Origin of the sequence: Steroidobacter flavus (assembly GCF_042651805.1) — a bacterium.
In the GTDB taxonomy this organism is placed as follows: domain Bacteria; phylum Pseudomonadota; class Gammaproteobacteria; order Steroidobacterales; family Steroidobacteraceae; genus Steroidobacter; species Steroidobacter flavus.
In genome coordinates this window covers 2,311,946-2,336,851 of the sequence record NZ_JBHSDU010000015.1, presented here as the reverse complement: position 1 = coordinate 2,336,851, position 24,906 = coordinate 2,311,946, and the positions used below count along the sequence as shown (strand labels likewise).

Here is a 24,906-nt window from a genome sequence, read left to right as displayed (position 1 = left end):
GAAGCGGTTAGGGGCTGTGAGCAGGATTCATGAATAACGCGCGAGATGCGGGGCTTGGGAACACGCCGTTGGCCCGTCAGTCTTTCGTCAGCGCCCTTCACCTACCATCCGTCGCCGAATTAATTGCCTGGCGCCCGCTGATGATCCCCCAACGAACCGACCTCTACGCCGCGTTACTCCTCGCTCCCTTGAGCTGCTGGCCCGTCCTCGCTCATTCCGAGGAAGAAGAAGAGGAAGAGACCGAGTCCGTCGTCGTGGTTGCAACCCGGAGCGAGGCGTTGGTTCGCGATCAGCCGATTCGGGTCGAGGTGCTGCCGGAGGAGGAGATTGAAGAGAACCTCACGGTGCAACCGGGCAACCTCACGTCGCTGCTCACCGAACTGGGCGGTGTGCACATTCAATCGACGGCCGCGGGGCTGGGAGGCGCGACGTTGCAGATGAGAGGAATGCCGGGCCGGCATACGTTGGTATTACAGGACGGGTTGCCGTTGCTGGGCGCGCAACCGGATGCGTTTGGTTTGCTGCAAACACCGCCGCTCGATCTCGGGCGCGTTGAAGTGATTAAGGGTGTGGCCTCCGCGCTGTATGGCAGCGGCGGTTTGGGTGGCGTGCTCAACTTGATGTCGCGCAAGCCGGGCAGTGAGCCTGAGATTCTTCTCAACCGAACATCGCGCGGCGGTACCGACGCGGTGGGATTTGTAACGGACGCGATCTCACCGGAGTGGGGTTACAGTGTGACCGCCGGTGCGCACGATCAGTCGCGCGAAGATATAGATGACGATGGTTGGGCGGACATCGCCGAGTACCGTCGTTACACAGTGCGACCGCGACTGTTCTGGGAGAACGGCGAAGGTGCATCGGTGTTTGCGACGCTCGGATTGATGGACGAGTCGCGACAAGGCGGCAGTATGCGCGGGCAAGTGCTCCCAGATGGTACAACCTTCCGCGATACGTTGGACTCTCGTCGTGCTGACGCGGGTCTCGTTACTCATATGCCGCTGTCCGGCTCGAAGTTGTTCGGCTCGCGATGGTCGTTCGTGCGGCTGGAGCGCGATCGCGACTTCAACGGTTTGGTCAGCGAAGATGTGAGAACGACCGGGTCGGGCGAAGCGACGGTGTCTGGCGCTCATGAGCAACACGCCTGGATCGCCGGCGTGGCACTCGACTACGACCGGTTCGAATCCGCCCGATCGTCCGGTGTGAACTACCGTTACACCGTACCTGCCGTGTTCGCGCAGGACGAGTACGCGGTCAGTGATGCGATCAAGCTTGCGGGCAGCGCTCGCGTCGATGATCACAACGAATACGGCACCTTCGTGAGTCCCCGACTCTCCGCGTTGTTCCGATTGGAAGAAGATTGGTCATTGCGTGCATCGATCGGCAGTGGCTTCGCCGCGCCCACGTTGGTCGCCGATGAAACCGAAGCCACCAGCGTCGCGTTGGTCGAGCCGTTGCGCGGTCTCGATGCCGAGCGCGCGACCAGTGCCTCGGTCGATATGAAATGGGCGGAAAACCGCTGGGAGATCAACGGCAGCGTGTTCGGCTCGCGGATTCGCGATCCGTTGGTTGTGAGATCGTCAACCGTGCCGGGTCGGTTGCGGCTTGCGAATGCCGACGGTCCGCGAGAGGTCGTCGGAGCGGAGCTGCTCGTGCACTACAACGTCGGCGACTTTCACGTGATTGGCAGCTCCACTTATTTGGACGCGACCGAAGCGGCGGCCGGCGGCGGCAGAAGAGACTCCGAGCTCATCCCGCGATTCTCCGGCGAACTGGCGGCATTGTTCGAGGATGAAGAGCGCGGCCGGCTGGGGCTGGAGTTCTCATACACCGGCAAACAGAAGCTCTACGACAATCCTTACCGCAGCGAGAGCAAGCCTTACCTCGAGATCAGTGCGCTCGCGGAAATCAAGTTTGGCGAGGTCGGGATTTTTCTGAATGCCATCAACCTGACGGATCGCCGACAGACCCGCTTCGATCCGCTGCTGCGTCCGTTGCCGGCGGCGACGGGCGAAAGGATTGTCGAAGGTTGGGCGCCGCTGACGGGGCGCGTGTTCAATCTCGGCGTTCGAGTGGAACTGTAACCTGGCGCGCGAGCCGACCGGAGCGGCCCGCCAATTCCCCGAACTCGACCGGGTAGGTCGGGAGTTCCGGAGGAAGGTTCATATACAGGTCACGCATCGAACACAGTTGCACGCCTTGCGCGAGCCAAAGCTGTAGCAAACGTTCGAATGCGGGGCGCAGTCTCATGCCCTCGAGCTCCGCATGCAAAGTGAACACGTGCGGACCCGGATGCGTCCGACTGTGTTCGAACAGGACATCTGCGACGTTCTGCTCGGTGCAGCCATCCAAACCGATGACTTCGTCGAAGGTCGGCAGGGTGGTCGGCAGTTGTGGGCAGAAGGCGGCTTCACCGGCAAACAGGGGCCGGAAAGGTGAGCTGCCGCGAGTGTCGCTGGCATAGTCGAAGCCGAGCTCGGCTTCGAGTTGAGGCACGTGCTCATTCATTTGCCAGCCAGCGGCGCCGTGAACTTTCGGTCGTTCCCCAAACACGCGTTGAAACGCAGCCACAGCGAGCTGCATTTGTTCGCGCGTCCATGCGTAACTCTGAGCCGCGACATGATCCTGCCAGAGCACGTGATCGTGGCAATGAACGCCGACTTCAAAACCGGCGTCGCGCACGGAGCGCATCACATCGCAGGCGCGCTCGCTGATATTGGGCGCGGGTAGCAAGGTGCCATAGCACAAAGTTTTCAGCCCATAGTTGGCGGCAACGGAGGTTCGCAGCACCTTGTTGAGGAACCCCGGACGAAAGATGCGGCGAAGCGCGCGGCCGGTGTTGTCGGGGCCGAGGCTGAACAGGAAGGTCGCGTTGACTCGGTGACGCGCCAGCAGAGCGAGGAGCGCCGGCACGCCCTCGAGCGTGCCGCGCAATGTATCGACATCGACTTTCAGCGCGATTCGCTCGGTCATCGACCGAGGGCCTGCGCTCGCAGGGTCGCGGATTCGTCGATCACCGGATAAGTGCCGGTGTTCGTGAGCTCGCGTGCCTGCGGAAGATCTTCGGCGTACGCGTCGAAAATGATTTCCAGCGCGGCCTGCATATCGGTCGTCGGTTGCCACTTCAAGTCGCGGCACGTGTTGTCGATGCTGGGCACGCGGGACTGGATGTCTTGATAGCCTTCGCCGTAGTACCGGGCCGAAGACACGTCCGTGATCCGCACGCGTCGCGCCGACTCGCGATACGCCGGCCGCGAGCGCGCGATCTCCAGCATCATCTCAGCGAGCTGCCGGATGGAATAGTTGTTGGCAGGATTGCCGATGTTATAGATCTTGCCGCTGGCGATGCCGTTCGGGTTCTCGATGATCCGCAGCAGGCAGGCCATTGCATCGTCGACATATGTGAAGGAGCGCATTTGCGCGCCGCCATCCACGAGCTGGATGTTCTCGCCTCGCACGATGTGCCCCAGAAACTGCGTGAGCACGCGTGAGCTGCCTTCCTTGGGCGTATGGATGCTGTCGAGTCCCGAGCCGATCCAGTTGAAGGGGCGGATGAGCGTGAAATCGAGCTGTCCTTCCAGCCCGTAGCTCCAGATGATCCGGTCAAGCAGTTGCTTGGCGCAGGAGTAGATCCAGCGCGACTTGTTGATCGGGCCGAGCACCAGATTCGAGGCGTAGGGATCGAAGCTCGCATCGGGGCTCATGCCATACACTTCGGACGTCGATGGAAAGATGATGCGCGTGCCGTACTTCACGCAGTGCCGGATGATGGGCAGGTTGGCTTCGAAATCGAGCTCGAACACGCGCAACGGCTCACGCACATAAGACGCCGGCGTGGCGATCGCGACCAGCGGCAACACCACGTCGCACTTGCGCACGTTGTACTCCACCCATTCGCGGTTGATGGTGATATCGCCCTCTACGAAATGGAACCGCGAGTTGTTACGAAACCGTTCGACGCGATCGGCCTGCAGGTCCATGCCGTAGACGTCCCAGTTCGTATGCTCGAGCAACTGGCGAGTCAGGTGATGACCGATGAAGCCATTGACGCCCAGGATGAGAATGCGTTTCATGAGATCCGCCGCGTGTTACTTGTTAGAGAAGGGAGAGAGGGGTTGCGCCGTGACGAGCAACGAAGGCGCTGGCCGTGAGCGGCATGTCGCCAAGCTCGGCGTGCGTCAGCGTGAGTTGCTTGCCGTCACAGCAGTCGAGTTGCAGATCGTCGCCGTCGATATATAAACAAGGCGCCTGCAATGGATGGCGCGCCGGCTGTTCGAGATAACGGCTGCCGAGCACTCGCAGGACTTGCCCGGCGTACTCGCCGAACGCGCCGGGAAACGGCGGGGCGACGGCGCGAATCAAATTGTGAATTTCCAGTGCCGGGCGATGCCAGTGGATCTTGCCGTCTTCCGGTCGACGCCGGCCGAAATACGAGCCTCGTTCGAGATTCAGAGGAACGCCGGACGCGCGCCCGGCGATCAGGTCCGGCAAACAGCGCTCCAGCAATCGTTCGGCCGCAACCGCCACTCGCATCGATACGTCGAGAGCCGTGTCCTCGATGAGAATGGGCACGGACTCCTGCCCGACCAACGGGCCTGCATCGGGCCGCGCCTGCATGTAGTGCAGGCTCGCGCCGGTCTCGGTTTCGCCGTGAACGATGGCCCAATTGACGGGGGCACGACCGCGATACTTCGGTAGCAGCGAGCCATGCATGTTCAGCGCGCCGCGGGTTGCTGAGGCGAGCAGGCGTTCACACAGCAGATGACGGTAGTAAAAGGAGAACAAAAAATCGGGACGCAGGTCGGCAACGCGCTCGACGACGGCTGCCGCGTTGGGATCGGCCGGACAGGTCACAGGAATGTGATGCTCTCGGGCCAGATGCGCGACGCTGCCGAACCATTGATGTTCGGCGGGATCGTCCTGATGGGTCAGTACCAGATCCACGCGAACGCCATGACGCAACAGTGCGCTCAGGCAACGCACGCCGACTTCGCTGTAGCCGAACACGACTGCACTGGTCACGACGGTTCACCTTGCCGTTCTTCTTCGATCACCGCATCGACCAGGTAGCGAGGCCGGTCGCGCACCTGCAAATAAATCCGGCCGATGTATTCGCCCAGCAGGCCGATGCCGAACAGCACGATGCCGATCAGCAGGAACACGATGGCGAACAGCGAGAACACGCCTTCCGCCTCCGGGCCGAGCAGCAGGCGGCGCACGCCCAGATAGACGACGAACAGCACGGACAGCAGTGAGATCACGATGCCGGCCATCGAGAACAGCTGCAGCGGCACCAGCGAAAAGCCGGTCATCAAGTCGAAGTTCAGCCGGATCAGCCGATACACGGAATATTTGGACGTGCCGCTCTCGCGCTGCTCGTGTCGCACCGGGATCTCGATCGGGCGGAGCGCGTACAAGCTGCCGAGCGCCGGCAGGAATGTCGTGACCTCGCGCGATCGATTGATCGTGTCGACGATCTCTCGGGAATAGCCGCGGAGCATGCAACCCTGATCCGTCATTCGAATGCCGGAGATGCGCTCGCGAACGACGTTCATCGCCGACGAGGCTTTGCGACGCCACCATACGTCGCGACGCTGCTCACGAATCGTCCCCACGTAGTCGTGGCCTTCATCGAAGCGCGCGACCAGGTGCGCAATCTCTTCTGGAGGATTCTGCAAATCGGCGTCGAGCGTGACGACAAACTCACCGCGGGCCCGCTCGAAGCCGGCGCGGATGGCCGAGTGCTGACCGAAGTTGCCGCGCAGGATTACGATGCGCGTCTCATGAGGGCGGTGCTGAAACATCTGCCGAAGCAGGGCCACCGACCGATCGGTGCTGCCGTCGTCGACGAAGATACATTCGTACGGACGATGGAGCGCATCGAGCGCTGGGTAGAGCCTCGCGAACAAGGCTGGCAGGCAGGTCTCCTCGTTGAAAACGGGAATCACGACGCTCAGCCGGGGCGTCGGACGAGGGGCGATGTGCGGGCGTGCGCTCATGATCGATTCGCCAGAACGCCTCGCAGCGTCGAGCAGACACGACGAACGTCGTCGTCAGTCATGGCCGGGAACAGCGGCAGAGTGACCGTTTCGCGCCCGATGCGCGATGCAATCGGGAATCGCTCTTCGCGATAGTCGAGCTGCCGGTAGAGGGTCAGCCCGGGAATGCAGGGGTAGTGCACGCCGATGGCGATGCCTCGCTTACCCATGGCTTGCTGAAACTGCGTGCGCGTCATGCCGAGCCGATCGAACGGCAACAGCAGCGTGAACATGTTCCAGCAATGTCCCTCATCGCCGGCCTCGGGAAGAATTCCGGGCGGATCGGCGGAGAGCTCGTGGAAATAAATCGATGCCAGCTCGCGGCGGCGTTTGCCGAAAGCATCGAGCCGCTCGAGCTGCGCGAGACCGATTCGTGCCGACACGTCGGACAGATTGAATTTGCCGCCGGCGCTGATCACATCGATATTGCCGTCGGCGTGACGCTCGATGCCGTGGAAGCGCTCGACTTCGATGAGGCGCGCTTCGTCGGCATGATTGCACGCGATGGCGCCGCCCTCGATGGTCGTCATGTTCTTGTTGGGATGAAAGCTGAAGCAGGCGATGTCGCCGAAAGCGCCGATACGCCGGCCCCGGTACTCACTGCCGATGGCGTGAGCCGCGTCCTCGACCACTCGCAGATCGAATTTGCGAGCGATCTGCAGAAGTCGATCCATATCGACCGGCAGGCCGGCGAAGTGCACGGGCATCACGGCGCGAGTGCGGCTGGAGATGGCGGCCTCCAGCAAGGAAACATTGAGATTGCGGCTGGCGAGCTCGACGTCGACGAATACAGGCACCGCGCCACGTCGCAAAATGACATTGGCACTCGCGGCGAAACTCATCGCCGGCACGATCACTTCATCGCCTTTGCCCACGCCGGCGATCATGAGAGCAATCTCGAGCGCGGCGGTGCCCGAAGTCAGCGCGCGAACCTTGCGTCCACCGACATAGGACGACAGCGCGCTTTCGAACTTCGTCACATAAGGGCCGGTCGTGATCCATCCGGAGCGCAGCACCTGGCTCACCGCCTCGATGGTGTGCTCGTCGATGTCCGGTCGTGAGAAAGGCAGATAAGTCATGGCTGAGTCTGACTCTGACTAAGAATGAATACGCCGAGAACGATCACCGCGATGCCGAGCAACTTGCCGGGTGCGAGCGATTCCTGAAACAGCGCGGCTGCGGCGATCGCATTGACGATGTAGCCGATCGACAGCAGTGGATAAACGACACTGACCGGAGCGCGAGAGAGCGCGAGTATCCAGATCACGACGCTCACGACGTAGCAGGCGATGCCGCCCCACGCTCCGTAGTGAGATAACAACCGTGGTCCGGCAGTCGCGAGCCCGGCCCAGCTCGGCTCGATCGCACCGGTCGCGCTGGTCGCCGCCTTCAGCAGTAACTGAGCGGTCGCGTTGAGCAGGACGCCGCTGATGACCAGAGCCCAGGTGACCGGATTCATCGGCGGCTCACCGCAATCCGGCGTTTGTCTCTGCCCAGCACGCGCATAGGCAAACCGCGCGCTTCGAGTCGTGCGTAGCATTCATGAGTCATGATGGCGACTCCATCGTTCAGCTCCCGCCACGTTTGCTCGAACCGGGCCATCTCAGGAATGGCCGCTCCCGGCGCACGTCGCAGTCCGTAGTCGAGCTCGCCATGCGTATCGACCATGAACATCGTGCGTCGCAGATAGAAAGGAAGGGTCTGGTCGTACGTCTGCACCGTGAAGATCGGCGCATGCGCGGCCAGATCGGAGGGAATTTGTGCCGCCAGAGACTTTCCGGACCGCAGCGACTCGTGTTTTGCCACGGTCGAAAATAACAATGCGAAGCCGATGAACCATGCGGCCGCGAGACCGGTAATCGCGCGGGCCGATCGACCGGCCTGAGCCGCGCGCCAGCAGAGCACGGCGGTAACGAACGCAATGACTGCGAACGTGCCGACGGCGATTCGCCCTTGTTCGATGGCCTCGAGCGTAACCGGGTCCTTGGTGAAATGAGTGGCGCCTGTGCAGTAAACAATCAGTGAGATCGCAAACAGGACCAGCACGCCGATGCTGACTCGCAGCGCGCGGCTGTCGATGCACTCCTCACGGCTGGCCGTCAGTAACGCCAGGGGCGGCAGAACCGGCAGCACATAGGGCGCCAGTTTCGAATTTGAGAGCGAGAAAAAAACCAGGACAAATACGCACCAGATCCACAGCAGTCGGCGCACGTCGAACTGACCGGGCTTGCTTTCGGTGCGCCAGCCGTTGAAGAGCGCGCCCGCCATCTGCGGCAACCAGGGCAGGGTGCCCGCGGCAAGAATAGCGATGAAGTACCACCAGGGTTCTATGCGTTGCGCGGCATCGGTGAGATAGCGTTGGAAATGTTGCTCGATAAAGAAAAAGTGCAGAAATTCCGGGTTGGCGCGAGCTGCCAGATAGAACCAGGGCACGGCGACGATTGCGAGTATCACAACGCCGGTGACGGGGCGCAGCGTGCGCAGCACGGCCCAGTCGCGTTGCCAGATCACATAGAGGGTCAACACGGCGCCGGCGATGACGATCGCGGCCAGTCCTTTGGTGAGTACGGCCAATGCCAACAGTATCCAGGTGGCCATCATCCAATGGCTGCTTTCCCCTGGCGCAGAGTCTCGGGTCGCTTGTGTCATGCAGAAGGTGCACAACATCGCGGTGAGCAGGAAGGTGAAGGCCATGTCCAGGGTCAGGATCTGGCCCATCAAGAAATGCAGCACCGTCGATCCTAGAAAGGCCGCGGCCAGCACACCGGTTCGAGTGCCCCAGAGCCGGCGCCCGAGAACAAACATCAACAAAACGTTGAGCCAGGCGGCGAGCATCGTGCACAGCCGCGCCGTCCATTCACCTTCGCCGAAGAATTTGTAGAGGGCTGCGGTGGCCCAGTATTGCAGGGGCGGTTTCTCCAGATACGCGACGCCGTTGAGATGAGGGGTCACCCAGTCGCCGCGTAACACCATCTCTCGCGGGATCTCGGCGTAACGCCCTTCATCCGGATGCGCCAGCGGCCTACCCAGAGCGAGCGAGAACCACACGATCGTGAAAGCAACGATGCACGCCGCCACGAGTAAAGTTTGCAGCCGCACTCGGGCGGCCACGGGCAGCGCCGCAGCGGGTCTGGGGAGGGTGCTCAAGTGTGTCTCGCGTTTACAGCACTAGGGCTAGTCCAATCGTTGGACGACGCGCGAGGCAATATCAATCGTCAGGGCGAGGGATTGCGGAAGATCCTGAGCCGAAGAGGTTTTATTTTTGCGGCTGCGTTATCGCCTTGTGACAGGCGTGTGAAGTCGTTTGATCGCGATTCGTGCGGTGCAGCCCTCCTCGCGAGGAGGAGGGCTAGAGAAAGATCAGCGTCCAGCGCTGGCAGTCGCGGTCGACGCTGTGGCAGTCGGAGAGGCCGCGAGCTGTCGCACACCGGCCGGGTGCGCCACGATGAAGGTGTTCGGATCGATGCCGCGCTTGGCCTGCATGCGCGCGACGACGACAGCGGGGTGATCGCCCAGCTGTGCACTCGCCTGCGCCTCAGGCGGACTCGCAACCGAGTTGCTGGAAACGCCGAATCCCACGCCAGTGGCGAGAATCGCAGTAATCAAAATGAAACGTGACTTCATGAAATGCTCCGGAGGTGAGTTAGCGAAAAAGTCGCGCACTGTAATCGCGACTCGCCTGCGGAAACATGAGCTGGCGCGCACTTATCAGATTCCGTGTGCGCAGTAATTCGCGCCGTCATGGGCGGCGCATGTCGTTAGTCCAGAACGATCTAAGCGTTGCGGATTCCTCTAGTTGATCAGCTCGATTTCTCGAAGTCGCCTGGCTTCCAGGAGCCGTCGAACGCCGCGGGTTGCGGGCCGTAGATGCGGAAGTACGCGAACCAGCCTTTGCCGGGAAGGGTCTTGATCCAGCGTTTTTCCTGGCCTTTGGGTGCGTTCGGCCCGAAGTGAAGCTCTACGCTGTTCCCTGACGCGTCCTTCAGCTCGAACAGCGAGCGCAGCGCTGCCCGCTTTTGATCCGTCTGGATCTGCGAGCGCGAATCCGTGTCGTACACCGTCACGGACCAGAACAGCTTGCCCGGCACCGGCAGGGGCACAGTGAGCTTGTAGGTGCCGCCGCCGTCGAGATAACGACCAGCCTTGTCGCTCAGGGCCAGCCAATACAGCGAACCGGCTTGCGCGTCCCGTCGAAACATGGCGGGCGATGCGCCGATGGCTTGATAGAACCATTTCTCGCGCGCTTCGAGATCGAGCCGTTCGTGAGTGTTGAAGTCGCCATCCTCGAAACGCAGGCTCACCCATTGCCATTTGCGATCCGGCCACGGCAGACGATCCGGTCGACGATCGCCGAACGCTTGCACGCGCATCTGCGCATTCGCGGTGCGCGCGGCTTCTTCGAGAATCGATTTGGTGCGCGCATCGGGCTTGAACGGCTTGCCTTTCTCGATGCCGAGCGCGGCCAGCTCGCCGTACTCGTTGTGATAGCCCTCGAACATGGGCTCGATGTCGAGCGTCTGGTGCAACACTTCCCAGAACTCGATGTTGTCTTCCCAATCGAGCGGCGTCGTGTCCTGTTTCCTGCCGGTCACGTCCAGCCACTGGGGCTCTTGCCACGGCGTCTTGGAGTGCAGGGGATAAACCTTGATGCTCTTCAACCGTTCCTTGGCGCCTTTCACGTCGCCTTCGATCGGTAGCGAGCGCGCTCCGACGATCTGGCGGTTGCTGCTGGCCCGGTGCACGTGGAAATCGCTGTCGGGTATCGCGCCCTTGTAGTCCGGCCCGATCAGCAAATGTTTGCCGCCGCGGCCTGCGTCGGGGCCAGGCAGGCCCATGTCCGCAACCCAGCGCTGATTGATATCCATCGAGCAGACAATCAAGGGTCCCGACGCCAGCTCGACGACCAGCGGCCCGATGCTCAGATCGAGCAGCAGCGGACCGTAGGGTGTGTCCGAGTTGGCCGTGAACACTAATTGATCCGGGGCGCAGTCGAGAATGCCGAACACCTTGTTGGGCACCACGCCGATCTGCTCATTGCCGCGAACGATCGCGGCGCCCGACACCGTGGGATAGAAGAACTTGTAGGCCTGGATGGCACGCTCCAGATCGGCATCGTCATAGGCTTGTTTCGTCGTGTCGACTGTGGGGAAGCCACGCTCGAAGGTGTAGCGGGGCGCGCTGCCGACATGTGCCATGGGGAACTCCTGCTGCGGAACGGGCAGTTTGGAGTCGAGGGGTAGTAGCGCCCATACGGGAGGCAGGCACAGGTCGTGCCCGTCACGACGGTCGTAAGGAGTCGGACCTCAACAAGCCGGCTGGCCGGGATATTCCAGTTCCATCGCCACCCATTGGCGGCGGGCGTCGCCGAAGCGCGAGCCGATCTCGCACAGCGTGCGATCGAGTTGCTCCATGGGCTTCAGATCTGTCGCAAGCGGCAGGCGAGCGGCATCGTCGGTTGCCGCGTCCGGCAGGAGAATAATGCCGCTGCGAAGTTTGACGGGCCCGGGCGCAGCGGCTTGCACATTGACATGACCCGTGCGCGACCACGCGTCGGCGGTGAAGGCGAGCGCGATGTCGTCCATGCCTTCTGTGACATCGACGCGCATTTGATCGTTGCGCCAGAACGCGAGCTTGTTGAGGATGTAACTCAGGCCGCGCGAGAAGTTCAGACCGAACAGGGAGCTGTCATGCGCTGGCGTCCACGAGTTCACTCCAATCTCGGTCGCGAGTGCCTGCGCTTTGTCTCGTCCTGCGATCGATTCGATCAACGCGAGCGTCGTCGGCACGGAGGCACTGATCCCTGTGGTTGTCGCGATGTTGTCGTCAATCACGTAACGCCGATGAGGAACATAGACAGCTGACGCATGGTCCTCGCGCAGTTCCTTGAGATAGTACCAATGCGTCGTGAACTGCCGTCGATCCAGCAGGCCGGCGTTGGCCACGACGAGTGCGCCAGCGCAGATGCCGATGATGCGTGCGCCGTGTTCCGATTGTTGTTTCAGCCATGTGAGGATCGCGCCACCATTGGTTGCATCCATCTTCGGCTCGCTCATCGCCGGCACGATCACGTAGTCGGCGCCGCCGGGATACGCTTGATCGAAGCTGGCCAGATCCTGCGTGACTTCGACTTGGAGCGCTGGATATAAAGAGACGCTGCCGGTGCGAGGCGCCACGACGCGGACGTCGGCAATGTCAGCACGTTGCAGGACTGCGTGCGCCAGTAGAAGGTCCGTGGTCTCCGTGCCTTCATTGCGAGCCACGATTGCGATGACAGGTTTGCCTTCACGCCGCGGTTTGATGGCATGGATGAAAGCCTGGGCTTGATGTTCGGCCGTGGCTGCGTCGGCCACGGGCGGCGGGGGTACGTCGGTGCCGCACCCTGTCAATGCGAACAGAGCAACGATCCCCAACGTAGCTGTGGCGTTGTTGAGGCTCACAAGGCGACTCCCGTGTCCAAGCTCGCCGGCAGTCTGCCAGCGATGGATTGCGACGGGCTAGCACATTCGGCCGCCCGTCGCTCACGGGGACATTTCTACAATCAGCGACGCAATTCCAAACGCGTGCTGGCTTCGCCACCCACCGTATCTCGCGCGATGAAGACGATCGACAGCGCCGGTTGATCGGCAGGTAACGTGCCGGACAGAACACCAGTCTGTGGATCGAAGTGCAAAGACGGCGGCAACGGGCCGCCGCCGGCCAGTTGTGCCGTGACTTGCACGTTCTCCTGAGCATTGCTGTGGCGGAATGTTTCCTGCGGCAACTGAAACGTCACAGCATTGTTCGTGAGCTGCACTACATCCAGCGGCTCGGCAGAGATGAACCCGCCCCACACAGTGGACTGCGCTGGCGTCGCGCCTGACGGAGCAGCCCCGAGCGAGATGCCGCCATCGACGATCATGCTACGAGCGGTGGGCTCGCGGAGCGCGATCGTGCGATCTGCGGCTGCCAGCGTGACCCGACCCGGATTCGGCGCTTGCACGAGGTGTCCGATGCCTTCGGCCGAAGGCGACGGCGATGGCGCTTGCGGCGGATTCGGCACTTCCGGTACTTCCGGCTCCTCAGGAACCTCCGGCACCTCGGGCACTTCCGGCTGTTGCGCGGCCGGACTGACCGTCAGCGTGCCCGCTTGATACGTGATCGCATAGTTCGATGACGTGAAACCCGCGGGAGTAATCGAATACGTGCCTGCGCCCGACGATTCGTTCGCTGTCGTGTTGAACGCGAGCGAACCGTTAAGCACGCTCTGATCTTCGCCCGCGACGAATCCATTGAAGTTCGCGTTGAAGGAGGGATTGCTCTCGCCTTCGGTGCGCGTCGCATTGGTCGCTGTGATCGTCAGGCTCTTCGGTGTGACGTCGCCGGTGCCCGTGACATTTGTGGAAACCACGTCGTATCCATACACAGCCATCGAGCCATTGCTCGCCGAGCCGACGGATACACCGGACGCCGTTACCGTCTTGCCCGTGCCGACGTCTTTGGTATCGAAGTCCGCCGTGCCGGCAATGATCACCACACTGTCGCCATCGAGCATGCCGCTGGCGGTGAAGTCCGAGGAAGACAGCGCGATGTCGGTGGTGCCGCTGTAGATTCTGGAAACATTGTTCAAGGCGACTGTCAGCGTCGGTGCGTCCTGAAACAAAATGCCATTGCCAGTGGACTGCGCCGGAGAGTCGACGCCGTAAGTCGCACGATATTGTTTGAAGTCGAACGCGAGCCCGCCCAGATCGGTGCGGGCACGATCTGCCGACCAGACCAATGTGCGGCCCGCGGTGGTCTCCACTGCGTTGGCACCGGCATTGTTGATGAAGGCGCCGTCGGCGCTCAGCTCGATGGCGGTGCCGGTCGTGCCGGACCACATCGAGCGCGTCAGCGTCAGGTCGGCACCGATGCCGCGAGCTTCCAGACGCAGCTCGCCGTTCGTGCTGTACAGGCCGTCCCATTGCGTGTGACCGGTCAACACCGAGCCCACGGTAAAGCTGCCGTTGTTGACGAAGTGCAGACTGCCGGTGAGGCTGCCGCCGAGCGTGCCCACCTCGTTGGTAGTATTCGTCAGCACGTAAGGGCCCTCGCCGAACAGCATCAACTCATTCGCGAAGATGCCTGCCGTCTGAGTCACGCCGCCTTGTGAGGCCAAGGTCAATGTATTGCTGCCGACGTCCAGCGCTCCATGGATAGTCATGCCCTGGCTGCCCGAGCCCATGTTTTGCAGCTGAAGGGAATCGTTGAATGTGACCGTGCGGACGTCGATGGCGCCGGTGCCGGTGTACATGCCGATCACGATGTCATAGAAGCCGTCGGTCAGTCGGGACAGCTCGGCGTTATCCAGATTCAACGTACCCGTCGCGCCGTTGCCCAGGCCGATGGTTGTCGCCGCCGAGCGGGGCGTGATGTACAGCGTGCCGCTGGATTGCACGGTCAAACCGTTCGAGCTGCCATCGGCCAGATTCATCGAGTCGGCGATCAACGTGATATCGCCTGTCATGGTCGAGGAGCCGATGCGGTTCGCATAGCCGCCCGTGACTCGGATGCCGGTGTTGTCGACGCCGGCGCCACTGATACCTTCCATGATCAGGCGGCCGCTGCCGGTGGATTCGTAGGTGCCATCGCCTTCGATCAGGATGCCCCAGTTACCCGTGCCGGTGTTGCTGGTGCCGCCGGTGCCGCGAACAAACATCGTTCCGCCACTGCCGGTGCTGATCACGCCGCCCAAGCGAACGTTGACGCCGATGTTGTACCAGTCGCCGCCGCCGCCATAGCCGTCCACGGTCAACTCGTTACCGGCCCCGCTCAGTACCTTGATGGCGCTGTCGTCGACCTTCACACCTTCGTTGTTGGCGCCGGCATCCGCGGCGCCGCGGCCCGTCACTGTAATGTCGCCCATACTCGTTTGTATGAGTGCACCGTCGGTCAAATGAACGCCGCTGGAGTGGCCGCCCGGACCGCCGCCGATGCCGATGACATCGATATCGCCGATGTTGTTGGTTCGGACGCTGCCGTTTGTATCGATCCAGACGCCGCGACCGCGATAGCTGGCGGACTGGCTGACGCCACGCAGATAAATGTCACCGTCGGTGGAAGAGACGGTGGCGCCGGCGTCGATCTGGACACCGTCGCTGCAGTCCATAGCGAAACAGCCTGAGCCGCCGCGGCCGAGGCCGTAGATGCGCACGTCGCCGCTGCCGGAGGTCACTGTTGTGCCCGAGCCAGTAATGCGGACGCCGTCGCTGTTTGCTCCGCCGCTGCCACCCAAGCCATAGAGTGCGATGCTGCCGAGTCCCGAGGTGGAAATCGTCGCGCCGTTGTCGACGCGAACGCCCGCGTTGCCGCTGGAGCCGACGCCACGCACTTCGATGTTGCCGCCGCTTGCTTGCAGCGTGCTGCCGTTCAAGTACACGCCGTACTGTGTGACACCGTTACGCGCGGCGCCACTCTGCATCTGCGTCTGAAAGAGCGTCGGATTGACGGTTGGATCCACGATGGGATCCGCGAAGCTCACGTCGCCGCCCCGCAGGAGGATGTTGCCGCCGTTACTAAGAATCGCCGTGCCGACCCCGAGGCGGATTCCGCCGTTACCGGTGTTCCCTTGGTCCGCATGCAGAGTGACATCGAGTCGGTTGGACGTCGACTCGATCTGCACGCCGTTGGCAACAAGGATATGGCCATGCGCGAACAACGACAGCGACGCGTTACCGCCCGCGCTTTTCACGATCGAATCCATCACGCTGATATCGCCGCGCTCAGCGCCTGCGGCCGCGGTCGTTATCGTGACGCTCGTGCCCGCATTCAAAGCGTTGGTGATGCTCGACGTCGTCAGCGTGGAGCCAATGGCTGTGGTGGTCCAGTTGGGATCGCCCGTGATGCCGAAGTCCGGACCGGCGCTGTCGATTCGCAGGTCGTGCGGATCGATCAACCATTGGCCGGCGCGGCCCGCGGCCGCCGAAGCATCGGGAATGGAGCTGCCGAGATCGAACCAGCCGCCTGAGGTTTCAATGAAGCCGCCGTCGCCGCCGGCAGCGCCACCGCGTGCGGTCAGCGCGCCGTAGACTTGAGTCGCCTCTGTCGAATAGGTGATGACGCGGCCGCCGTCGCCACTACCATTCGCACCGGCGCCGCCGTCCGCGTGGATCGCCGCATCGGCATCGACAAACAAACGTTGTGCGTTACGAACATTCGGATTGGCGCCTTGCTGATCGCCACCGATCAGGATCGTGCCGCCCTGGTTGCCGCTCGCGTCGATGGTTGCGCCAGCATCGACGTGAACTTTGTCGCCGGTGACGAGCACCTGGCCGCCATTGCCCGAAGACGTTTGCGCGTCGATGTTGCCGGCAACGCGCGTAACACCGACGGCACCGCCGTCAATAGAAACATTCGCAGCGCGCACCGTGCCTTCGACATTCACCAGTCGCGCCTGACCATTCTCAACGACGAGCCCGGTCGCGCCCGTGGCGCCCGAGATCGCGCCGTCGACGAGTCGCTGCGCGGCGGACGCGGACAGAATGACCTGGCCGCCCTCGGCCGCAATCAAATGCCGGTTCTCGAGCAGCACATCGACCGTGGCAGGGTCGACCTGCACCGACAGCAGCTGGCTACCGTCGAGATTCAACGTCACCGCTTCGCCAGCGGCTATGGCCACCGTGCCCAGGCGCGCCGAGAGCACGCCTTCGTTACGCACTTCCGGCGCGAGCAGCGCGATGTAGCCGCCGTCTTTCGCGGTGAGCGTGCCTTGGTTGATGACAGCGCCGCTGCCGTTAGTAAAACGATAGTTGCCGGCGATGAAGTCATCGGGATCGATCTGCAGCGACGTGGCCACCAGTCCGCCGACGTCAACACGCGCGCTCGAGCCGAACAGCACGCCATTCGGATTGGAAATAAACACCTGGCCGTTGGCATTCAAGAGGCCGAAGATCGCCGACGGATCGGACGACAGCACACGGTTCAACGTCACCGACGATGCCGAGGGCTGCAGGAAATTCACCGTGGCATCGCGGCCGATATCGAAGCGCTGCCAATTGATGACGGCACGATCGCTCGACTGATGGATGTCGAGTTGTGAGTTGGTCTGAGTGATCGAGGCGTTGCCGCGGATGACCTGGCCGCCGCTCGGTAACGTGCCGACTGCGGGCTCGGCAGCGAGTGCCGCGCTCGACGCCAGTGCCAAGGCAACCGCTGCTGAGATTCGATTCATAGATGCATGCTTGTTCATGTGCTTCAACCGATTCAAAGGGCCCAGCGAGCGGAGATCCACAGCTGCGGTTCGCGACGCGAGCCGTCGGCGTCGTCGCCAGTCACCGGGTCGCGCGCCGGATTGCTTGCGAAGCGAGTCGCGGCGGTCGCGTCGATCTCCACGCCGGAGAACGCGGTCCATCGCACGCTCAAGCCGCCACCTTGCAGCTCGTATCGGTTATCGAGATTGGGATTGCCCGCATTCCAGCCGGCCCAGGTGCGCTTGTGCTGACGGACCGAGCCGATGTCGTAGAACAGGGCGAACTGCCAGTCGGCAGTTAGCGTGTGCAGCCATTCGACATTGCCGAGCCAGCCTTCATCGCCGGCGCCTTCGAGCTCCGGAAACGCGCGCACGCCGCTGGCGCCGCCGAGGTTGAGCTTCTCGGAAGAATCCAGATTGTCCGAAGCGAACTGACCTTGCAGGCTGACCGACAACCGGTTGCGATCGCCGAGTCGCTGCAGACGGCCCACGTTCCAGGAATATTTCGTGTAATTGCCGTCGCTGCGCGCGGTCAGTTGATCGAGCGCCAGATCGAAGACATTGCCGGAAAGATCGACGTCGCCGGCCGTGATGAGCGCGCTGTACACCCACATGCCGCCGCCGCCAAAGGAGTCGAGTCGGTTGGCGAGCAATCCAGCATGTGCCGCGCGGATGCGCGAATCGGATGTTTCTTCAGACAGCGCGGAGTTTTCGTAACGACGCTCTTCGACGCCGCTGGTGAAGCGCAGGTCGAACCGGTTGCTACGAATCAAAGGATAGTCGGCCGCAAATCCCCAAGTGAAGGCTTTGCCTTCCGCATCCAGTGCCTTGAATTCTTCTCCAAGCTCGTAGTCGAGCGCCGACACCGAGGTGCTGACCCGCCAGCCGTCGCTGCCCACCGGGATTTCATAGCTGAGACGTCCGAAGCGATTGCCTTCGCTGACGTTCAACAGCGCCACCAGCTCGTCGCCGAAGCGCAGCGGCGACTGCAATGACACCTGACCGGTGAGGCGTTCGCGTCCCGTCGAGGGCAGACCGCTGTTGTCCATCACCAGCGCGCTCTGCACCAGCGGCGTGTTCTCGACACGCGCGACGATATCGGTCGACCCTTCGGCCGAGCCCGGAGCCAGCACGACCGCGGCCTTGATGCCCGGCAGGTCATCGACCAGCAGGGCCGCCCGTTCGAGGTTGGTGATGCCGAGCGCATCTTCTTGCAGCTGACGCGCCATCAGCATTTCGCGAATCACTTCCTCGCGAACGCGCGTTTGTTCCTGGGCACTCTCGATGCGCAGCTCGCCAACACGGGCTTCGAGCACCGCGATGGTGACGGCGCCGCCGCTCAACGATTGCTCCGGCAAGTAAGCGCGAGCGAACCAGCCGTCGGCGCGATAGTGCTGGGCGATACGATCCGCGGCTCGGCGCAGCTCGAAGAAGTCCACCTCGCGGCCCACGAGATCTTTCACCAGCTCTTGCAGCTGAGCTTCGCTATAGCGCTTCGCGCCGACGATGTGGACGGACGTGACTTTGACTCGCGCTTCTTCGCGAGCCGCACTCGGAGACGCCGGCGCTTCGGACGGGCCGATGTTGCCAGGAAGGCGTGAGGGCAGGCCGCGTGTGGGATCGGTCTCACGCAGGATGGTGCCCGCATCCGGCGGGCGAACTTGCGCTGTCGCCGGCACGGCTGCAGCAACCACAGAAGAAAGCATGCCTGCTTGCAGGCACAACACAGTCCAGCGCTTCGAAGTCACCCCGAGTCTCCACGTATGTCAGGTCACATCCGGCTCGAAGCGACACTTCAATGTGAGCATCGTCCTTGCGCTGGATACGTGGCGGCTTTCTCGCAGCTTATGTTGCGAGGCGACGTGACATTGCTCGCATTTGCCTGGGGGACTACAAAAGAATGCGACGTAGCTCCTATTCGAGAGGGCGTCGCATGGCGCCGCTGCTGAGTGGCGCCTCGGGGAAATGCTCAAGCACCTCTAAGACATCAGTGGCAGACGTCGACAGGCGCGTCACTCGGCAGCTATGCAGACTTCCGATTGAGCTCGGCTTCGAGGGCTCGCGCGATGGCGAGCAACCGTCGATCGTCATCGCGCCGGCCGATCAGCATCAAGCCCACCGGTGCTTCGCCCGGACGATGCACGGGCAGCGAGATCGCGCAGCGGTCCAGGAAGTTGCCGAGCGACGGATTGCGCAGGACCAGGCCGTTCAGCCGCACATAGTCGGCGTCCTGGCCGAATGCCGAGATCGGCGGCGGAATGATGGGCGTCGTGGGCAACACGAGTGCATCCACTTCATTCGTGACTTTCGCGACGGCATCGATCACATCGGCCCGCGCGTCGTGCAGATCTCGCACGTCCTGCGCCGTCAGCTCACCGCCTTTGAGAATTCGATTGGCGACGCGCGGGTCATATTGAGCGCGGTGGCTCTCGAGTAGTGGCCGATGCCATGCGTATGCTTCCGCCGCCGCGATGCCGCCCCGTGAGTTGATTTCTGGAATGCGCAACAGTTCCGTCAGCGGCTGCCGTGAGATCGTAATGCCGGCACGCGCCAACGTGTCGATGCCGCGTTCGAAAGCCTTCGCGACGTGTTCATCCATGCCGTCCAGGACCAGCGAAGTTGGCAGGAGTAAACGAATCTCTTTGAGCGAAACGTTTGCTAACGGTCGCGGCGTCACGCCTCGCAGGATCGCATCGATGGTCGCGCAACACTCCACGCTGTTCGCGAGCGGACCGATCGAGTCCAACGAATGAGACAGCGGCGTCGCGCCATCGCGGGGCACCCGATGTGCGGTCGGCTTGAAGCCGACGATCCCGCAGAACGCGGCGGGAATACGGCACGAGCCGCCAGTATCGGTGCCAAGGCTTGCGACAGCCATGCCGTCCGCGACTGCGACGGCGCCGCCCGACGTGGACCCGCCGGGAATGCGACGAGTCGTGCGATCGAATGGGCTGGCCGGCGTGCCGTAGTGCGGGTTCAGGCCGAGGCCTGAGAACGCAAACTCCGTCATGTTGTTACGGCCCACGAAAATGAAGCCAGCGGCGCGCAGTCTCGCGACCGTCGGTGCGTCTCGAAGTGCCGGCGCCTCATGCGCGAAGATGCGAGAGCCGGCGCTGGTGATTTCACCGGCAACATCGAACAGATCTTTCAAGGCCAGCGGAATGCCCGCGAACGGTGGCAATGCCTCGCCCTTGGCCCGGCGGCGATCGATTTCGTCCGCCTGTGCCCGCGCCGCCTGATTGATGCTCACGAAGGTGCGCGAACCCTCGCCGTTCGGGTCGGCGATGCAATCCATGGCCTGGTCGATCAGGGCCCGCGCCCGAAGGGTGCCGCTGGCGAGTGCCTGCGAGAGAGCGTCTAGGGTTGGCATGCGCTCAAGTCTGCCAGAGCCGGCACCCCGGTGGTGCGTCTCCTATGTGCAAACTCCCGGCCGGAGTGCTAATTCCGCGCGGGCCGCCCGTCCTACACTCGGACCGATCCGCCCTCGGATTGCTTCCGAGCGATATGATCGGTGCCGTCATGCTTGCACACATCGAGTCTTCACCCGAGCCCGCCGAGGAGAGTGAGCGGACGGTGCATTCGCGACGGATCGGCGAGATTTTCCAGGAGCACAACCATCGGCTGTTGCGCTTCCTGATGGGTCGGCTCACTTCCGAGCAGGACGCGCGCGAAGTGGCCCAGGAAGCCTACGTCAAACTGCTACAGCTCGACCGCCCCGAGGCGGTGGGCTTCCTCAAGGCTTTCCTGTTCAAGACGGCCGCGAATCTGGCCATCGATCGCGTGCGTCGTAAGCGCACCGTCGAGCAGCGCGGTCATTACTTGTTCGATTTCGATTTGCAGCCGTCGCCCGAAGCCACGGTCGCGGAGGCGCAGGACGCTCGCGTCACGCTCGAAGCGCTGGCCGAGCTGCCTGCCGCGTGCCGTTCGGCGTTCCTGCTGAGTCGGATCGACGGCTTGTCGAGCATGGAGATCGCGCAGCGGCTGGGCGTCACGGATCGGGCTGTTCGTAAATATCTGGCCCGGGCACTCTTGCACCTGCAGGCGCGTTTCGACCAACTACAGTCATAGCGCATGAAGCGGGAACACATTCAGGCCGAGGCAGCTGAGTGGATCGTGACCTTGAACGATCCCGCCGCCACCGAGGCCGACTTCGCGGACTGGCAGGCATGGATGAATCGAGATCCAGCGCATGCCGAGGCTTTCCAGCGCCTGCAGGAAACGTGGCGGCGTTCGGGCGCGGTGGTTCATGCGCCGACCGAGAGCGCCGATGAGTTGATTGCGCTTGCGCCTGAATCGGTGGCGCCATTGACGACGGCGCGTTCTCAGCATCGCTGGGCGATCGCCGCCATGGCGCTGTTCTGTGTCTTGGTGGCAGCGGTGACGATCTGGCAGTCGCAATCGCAGACCATCGCAACCGTGACCGCCGAGACGCGCTCCATGCAGTTGGAAGATGGCTCGCGAGTATCGCTAGGGCCTGAAACGCGGATGGAAGTGCAGTTTTCCGAGAATCAGCGGTCGCTGCAATTGGAAGGCGGCGAGGCGTATTTCGAAGTCGCGCACGCGCCGGAGCGGCCGTTCTCGGTGACGACGCCTGCGGGCACCGTCACTGCGATCGGCACCGCGTTCGTTGTGAATGCCGATCCGGATCGACTCGTCGTCAGCGTTACCGAAGGCACAGTGCGAGTGGACTTGCCTGACGCAGCGGGAAAAAGCGCACCGGTGATGGTCACTGCTGGGCGCAAGCTCGCGTGGAATGAAGGCAAAGTGCGAACGTCGACGCTCGCGCCGAGCGCGGACGCCGTGAGCTTCCAGCAGGGCAAGCTGCACTACGACGGCGAGCCGTTGAGCTCCGTGATCGCCGATATCAATCGTTATTCAACGTCGAAGCTGCGCATCGATGACGCCGAGGTGCGTGCCATGCGTTACACGGGCACGGTCTTTACCGATTCCCTCGATGTGTGGCTGGCATCGTTGCCCGGCGCGTTTCCGGTGCGCATCGAAGAGCAAGGCGGCGAGCGCGTCCTGACCGCCAGCAAATAGTTCAGCGCTGCCGTTCCGCTGGCACGACCCCGTGCGTCTTAGCACACACGGCCCGAGACAACTTCGGGTCGAATAACACGGGGAGTCTCATGCGTTCAGTCGGTCTCCGGCACCTGCCGGTCACACGCGTCGCCGTCGCGGTCGCTCTGGCCTTACAAGGCGCGGCAGCGTGGGCGGATCTCAATGGCGTCGCGGCGTTCAACATTCCCGCACAGCCGCTGTCCACGGCGCTGATTCAGTTTTCCAACCAGGCCGACGTGCAAGTGGTGAGCAATGCCGACCAGCTCGGCAATCTGACCAGCGCCGGTCTGTCCGGCAAGCACTCGGGCCGCGAGGCGTTGCAGCTGCTGTTGCGCGAACACTCGCTGCAGTTCCAGGAGATCACCGCTCGCTCGGTGCGCATCGTACCGGTGAAAGTCGCCGCCGCCAGCAACGAGCCGGCCGAGAGCGAGCAGATCGAAGAAGTGGTCGTGCAGAGCACGCTGCTGTTCGTGCAGAACGACGCGTTCGGCGCCACCAAGATGGGCCTGAGCATCCTCGACACGCCGCAGACGGTGACGGTGATCACCGAGGACATGATGGAGCTGATGAACGTCAACACGCTCGACGACATCAATCGGGTCTTGCCCGGCTCCTCGCGCACCTTCGACTTCGTCGGCAACCAGAACTTTTATTTCCGCGGCTTCCAGGTCGATCTGGACACCGGCTTGCGCATCGACGGCTTTCGCTTCGACAGCGAGAACCAGCTGAACCCGGCGCTGTTCGAGCGCATCGAAGTGATTCAGGGCGCGACCTCTACCATGTACGGCCAGAACACGCCGGCCGGCATGGTGAACGCGGTGTCGAAGATTCCGCAGCCGACCTTCAAGGCCGAAGTCGGCGTGGAAGGTGGCAGCAACGAGTACTACGACGTCGATGGCGACGTGACCGGTCCGCTGTTCGGCAGCGACAACTGGTCGTATCGACTGCTCGGCAATTATCAGAGCTACGGCACGCATTGGGATCAGGTCGAGGACGATCGCTGGATCGTGTCGCCGTCGGTGCGCTATTCGGACGAGAACACCAACTTCATCGCGCGCTTCGTTTATCAGGAGCGCGAGGCGACGCAGTTTCGCAGCTCGTATCTGCAGTTCGACCGCGACGTGCCTGGCGCGCTGACGCCGGCGCAGGCCATCGCGGCCGGGGCCGAGATCGTGTCGTTGAAGGTGCCGAACTCACGTTTTCTCGGCATGCCTTGGGGCTATCAGGATGAAGACATCCTGACCGCGCAGACTCAGCTCGATCACACGTTCGACAATCGCTGGACGGTGCGCGGCAACTTGCAGTACAGCCGCGAAGGTCGCGACACGTCGCTGTACGCGGTTGGCGGGCCGTTCGCTTCTGACGGTCGCGCTGCGTATGAGTATGTGCAGGATTTGTATTCGACGTCGAAGTCGTACAGCGGCGAAGTGAACTTGTACGGTCCGTTCCAGGCGTTCGGCCGCGAGCACACCGCGTTCATCGGCATCGACTACGGCGCGCAGAACACGGACCCGGCGGTGAACCTGCTCGCGTACACCGCGCTCAACTACGGCACGACGCGCTTCAATGCGTTCACGCCGAACTATGGGCTGACGACGCAGGCTCAAGCCGAAGCGTTCATGGCGACGCAGCCGCTGAACTTCACCGAGACCAACGACAAGTACCTGGGCATTACGGCGCAGGTGATGTTGAAGCCCATCGATCGGCTGACTGTCAGCCTCGGCGGCCGCTACTCATATGACACGGTCAAGACCCGCACGGGACGCGCGGTCGGCCTGCAGGCTGCCAAGACGGCGTTTGCCGCCGCCGATGCGACGATGACGGACTTCGACGATTTCGTGCATCAGATCGGCGCGACGTTTGAAGTGGCCGACGATATGAATATTTACGCGTCGTACGGTCAGGGCTTCTCGCCGGTCACCAATCGTCGTTGGGTGCCCAACGATCCGAGCGGTGAGCTGATCGGTGCCGAGCTCAGTCGCAACTATGAAGTGGGCTTCAAGGCGGACTTCAAGGCGGGCTGGGGCATGCGGGTCGCATTGTTCGATACGCGTCGGACCAACATTTCGCAGTCGGATCCGGATCTGACTCATACCTGCGGCGCCGGCGCGTGCTCGTTGCCGATTGGCGAGCAGGTCGCGCAGGGCGTGGAAGGCGTGATTCAAGGACGCCTTACGCCCGCGATCAATGCGTTCCTCGCGGCGAGCTATCTCGATACCTCTTATAAGGGCGACTTGAAGGGCATCCGGCCGAACAACACGCCGCGCTTCAGCACCAGCGCGTTCGCGAGCTATGAGTTTCTGGAGAGCAAGCTCCTGCGTGGATTGGGGGTTAGCTTGGGTGTGACTTACAAGACGGACCTGGTCGCGCCGGATACTACGCTGCGTCGGAATGGCGTCGTGTATGTGTATGAGGTGGGCGATATCACCGAGATGGATGCGCGGGTGTTCTACAACTGGCAGAGCATGAACTTCTACCTGCTGGCGACCAACGTGCTCGACGAGCAGTACGTGGCGGCGTCCAATCTCAACCTTGGCTTGAATATGCACACGAACCCGGGGCGAGAGTATCGGGCGGGTGTGAAGTGGAAGTTCTGAGCCCGGTGTG

Annotated in this window: 16 protein-coding genes and 1 pseudogene; 4 read left to right on the top strand and 13 right to left on the bottom strand. The window is 62.5% G+C overall.

Features of this window, described 5'->3' with window-relative positions; translation table 11 throughout:
- Positions 1-140 precede the first annotated feature (140 nt).
- Entirely contained in the window at positions 141-2,081 is a 1,941-nt protein-coding gene (locus tag ACFPN2_RS37105) for a TonB-dependent receptor plug domain-containing protein (protein ID WP_380606181.1), read from the top strand.
- On the opposite strand, the gene ACFPN2_RS37100 is transcribed toward ACFPN2_RS37105, so the two are convergent.
- From ACFPN2_RS37100 to ACFPN2_RS37040, 13 genes are all read right to left on the bottom strand, one after another.
- Positions 2,053-2,970, bottom strand: coding sequence for a polysaccharide deacetylase family protein (locus tag ACFPN2_RS37100; protein ID WP_380606179.1), 918 nt, complete (start codon positions 2,968-2,970; stop codon positions 2,053-2,055). The two genes, ACFPN2_RS37105 and ACFPN2_RS37100, sit on opposite strands and share 29 nt — an antisense overlap.
- Entirely contained in the window at positions 2,967-4,070 is a 1,104-nt protein-coding gene (locus ACFPN2_RS37095) for a bifunctional UDP-4-keto-pentose/UDP-xylose synthase (protein WP_380606177.1), read from the bottom strand. The genes ACFPN2_RS37100 and ACFPN2_RS37095 overlap by 4 nt, the downstream gene beginning before the upstream one ends.
- A 22-nt stretch (positions 4,071-4,092) precedes the next feature.
- Positions 4,093-5,019 carry a formyltransferase gene (locus ACFPN2_RS37090; protein ID WP_380606175.1) on the bottom strand — a complete coding sequence of 309 codons (927 nt, stop codon included), beginning with the start codon at positions 5,017-5,019 and terminating at the stop codon, positions 4,093-4,095.
- The gene (locus ACFPN2_RS37085; RefSeq protein WP_380606173.1) at positions 5,016-5,996 is read right to left on the bottom strand and encodes a glycosyltransferase; all 981 of its coding nucleotides are present in this window, start codon (positions 5,994-5,996) and stop codon (positions 5,016-5,018) included. The genes ACFPN2_RS37090 and ACFPN2_RS37085 overlap by 4 nt, the downstream gene beginning before the upstream one ends.
- Positions 5,993-7,114 (bottom strand): DegT/DnrJ/EryC1/StrS family aminotransferase, encoded by a 1,122-nt coding sequence (locus tag ACFPN2_RS37080; RefSeq protein ID WP_380606171.1) that lies wholly within the window; start codon positions 7,112-7,114, stop codon positions 5,993-5,995. The genes ACFPN2_RS37085 and ACFPN2_RS37080 overlap by 4 nt, the downstream gene beginning before the upstream one ends.
- Positions 7,111-7,494 carry a DMT family transporter gene (locus ACFPN2_RS37075; protein ID WP_380606169.1) on the bottom strand — a complete coding sequence of 128 codons (384 nt, stop codon included), beginning with the start codon at positions 7,492-7,494 and terminating at the stop codon, positions 7,111-7,113. Before ACFPN2_RS37075 ends, ACFPN2_RS37080 begins: the two co-directional genes overlap by 4 nt.
- On the bottom strand, positions 7,491-9,182 hold the full coding sequence (locus ACFPN2_RS37070; protein ID WP_380606167.1) for a phospholipid carrier-dependent glycosyltransferase: 1,692 nt from the start codon (positions 9,180-9,182) through the stop codon (positions 7,491-7,493). Before ACFPN2_RS37070 ends, ACFPN2_RS37075 begins: the two co-directional genes overlap by 4 nt.
- A 213-nt stretch (positions 9,183-9,395) precedes the next feature.
- A complete protein-coding gene (locus tag ACFPN2_RS37065; RefSeq protein WP_380606165.1) occupies positions 9,396-9,659 on the bottom strand; it encodes a hypothetical protein in 264 nt (87 codons plus the stop codon).
- Positions 9,660-9,835: 176 nt separating this feature from the next.
- Positions 9,836-11,230: a DUF1254 domain-containing protein gene (locus tag ACFPN2_RS37060; protein ID WP_380606163.1), complete on the bottom strand. Its 1,395-nt coding sequence runs from the start codon at positions 11,228-11,230 to the stop codon at positions 9,836-9,838.
- 108 nt (positions 11,231-11,338) lie between these two features.
- Positions 11,339-12,472, bottom strand: coding sequence for a DJ-1/PfpI family protein (locus ACFPN2_RS37055; protein WP_380606161.1), 1,134 nt, complete (start codon positions 12,470-12,472; stop codon positions 11,339-11,341).
- 101 nt (positions 12,473-12,573) lie between these two features.
- Positions 12,574-17,220, bottom strand: a complete 4,647-nt coding sequence (locus ACFPN2_RS37050; protein WP_380606159.1) for a two-partner secretion domain-containing protein — start codon at positions 17,218-17,220, stop codon at positions 12,574-12,576.
- A gap of 32 nt (positions 17,221-17,252) precedes the next feature.
- Positions 17,253-18,986: a ShlB/FhaC/HecB family hemolysin secretion/activation protein gene (locus ACFPN2_RS37045; protein WP_380606158.1), complete on the bottom strand. Its 1,734-nt coding sequence runs from the start codon at positions 18,984-18,986 to the stop codon at positions 17,253-17,255.
- Between the two features lie 275 nt (positions 18,987-19,261).
- On the bottom strand, positions 19,262-20,608 hold the full coding sequence (locus tag ACFPN2_RS37040) for an amidase (protein WP_380606156.1): 1,347 nt from the start codon (positions 20,606-20,608) through the stop codon (positions 19,262-19,264).
- 149 nt (positions 20,609-20,757) lie between these two features.
- On the opposite strand from ACFPN2_RS37040, the gene ACFPN2_RS37035 reads away from it, so the two are divergent.
- The 3 genes and pseudogenes from ACFPN2_RS37035 to ACFPN2_RS37025 all read left to right on the top strand — a co-directional run bounded on the left by ACFPN2_RS37035 (position 20,758) and on the right by ACFPN2_RS37025 (position 24,896).
- Positions 20,758-21,306, top strand: a complete 549-nt coding sequence (locus tag ACFPN2_RS37035) for an RNA polymerase sigma factor (RefSeq protein WP_380606154.1) — start codon at positions 20,758-20,760, stop codon at positions 21,304-21,306.
- A 3-nt stretch (positions 21,307-21,309) separates the two neighbouring features.
- A pseudogene (locus tag ACFPN2_RS37030) lies at positions 21,310-21,909 on the top strand (FecR family protein); the annotation flags it as partial.
- 458 nt (positions 21,910-22,367) lie between these two features.
- On the top strand, positions 22,368-24,896 hold the full coding sequence (locus ACFPN2_RS37025) for a TonB-dependent siderophore receptor (RefSeq protein WP_380606152.1): 2,529 nt from the start codon (positions 22,368-22,370) through the stop codon (positions 24,894-24,896).
- Positions 24,897-24,906 lie beyond the last annotated feature (10 nt).

What these genes read in the sequence shown, in the direction of transcription:
- ACFPN2_RS37105 (WP_380606181.1), top strand. Translation starts at nt 141, where the DNA reads ATGATCCCCCAACGAACCGACCTCTACGCCGCGTTACTCCTCGCTCCC.
- ACFPN2_RS37100 (WP_380606179.1), bottom strand. Translation starts at nt 2,970, where the DNA reads ATGACCGAGCGAATCGCGCTGAAAGTCGATGTCGATACATTGCGCGGC.
- ACFPN2_RS37095 (WP_380606177.1), bottom strand. Translation starts at nt 4,070, where the DNA reads ATGAAACGCATTCTCATCCTGGGCGTCAATGGCTTCATCGGTCATCAC.
- ACFPN2_RS37085 (WP_380606173.1), bottom strand. Translation starts at nt 5,996, where the DNA reads ATGAGCGCACGCCCGCACATCGCCCCTCGTCCGACGCCCCGGCTGAGC.
- ACFPN2_RS37080 (WP_380606171.1), bottom strand. Translation starts at nt 7,114, where the DNA reads ATGACTTATCTGCCTTTCTCACGACCGGACATCGACGAGCACACCATC.
- ACFPN2_RS37075 (WP_380606169.1), bottom strand. Translation starts at nt 7,494, where the DNA reads ATGAATCCGGTCACCTGGGCTCTGGTCATCAGCGGCGTCCTGCTCAAC.
- ACFPN2_RS37065 (WP_380606165.1), bottom strand. Translation starts at nt 9,659, where the DNA reads ATGAAGTCACGTTTCATTTTGATTACTGCGATTCTCGCCACTGGCGTG.
- ACFPN2_RS37060 (WP_380606163.1), bottom strand. Translation starts at nt 11,230, where the DNA reads ATGGCACATGTCGGCAGCGCGCCCCGCTACACCTTCGAGCGTGGCTTC.
- ACFPN2_RS37050 (WP_380606159.1), bottom strand. Translation starts at nt 17,220, where the DNA reads ATGAATCGAATCTCAGCAGCGGTTGCCTTGGCACTGGCGTCGAGCGCG.
- ACFPN2_RS37040 (WP_380606156.1), bottom strand. Translation starts at nt 20,608, where the DNA reads ATGCCAACCCTAGACGCTCTCTCGCAGGCACTCGCCAGCGGCACCCTT.
- ACFPN2_RS37035 (WP_380606154.1), top strand. Translation starts at nt 20,758, where the DNA reads ATGCTTGCACACATCGAGTCTTCACCCGAGCCCGCCGAGGAGAGTGAG.
- ACFPN2_RS37025 (WP_380606152.1), top strand. Translation starts at nt 22,368, where the DNA reads ATGCGTTCAGTCGGTCTCCGGCACCTGCCGGTCACACGCGTCGCCGTC.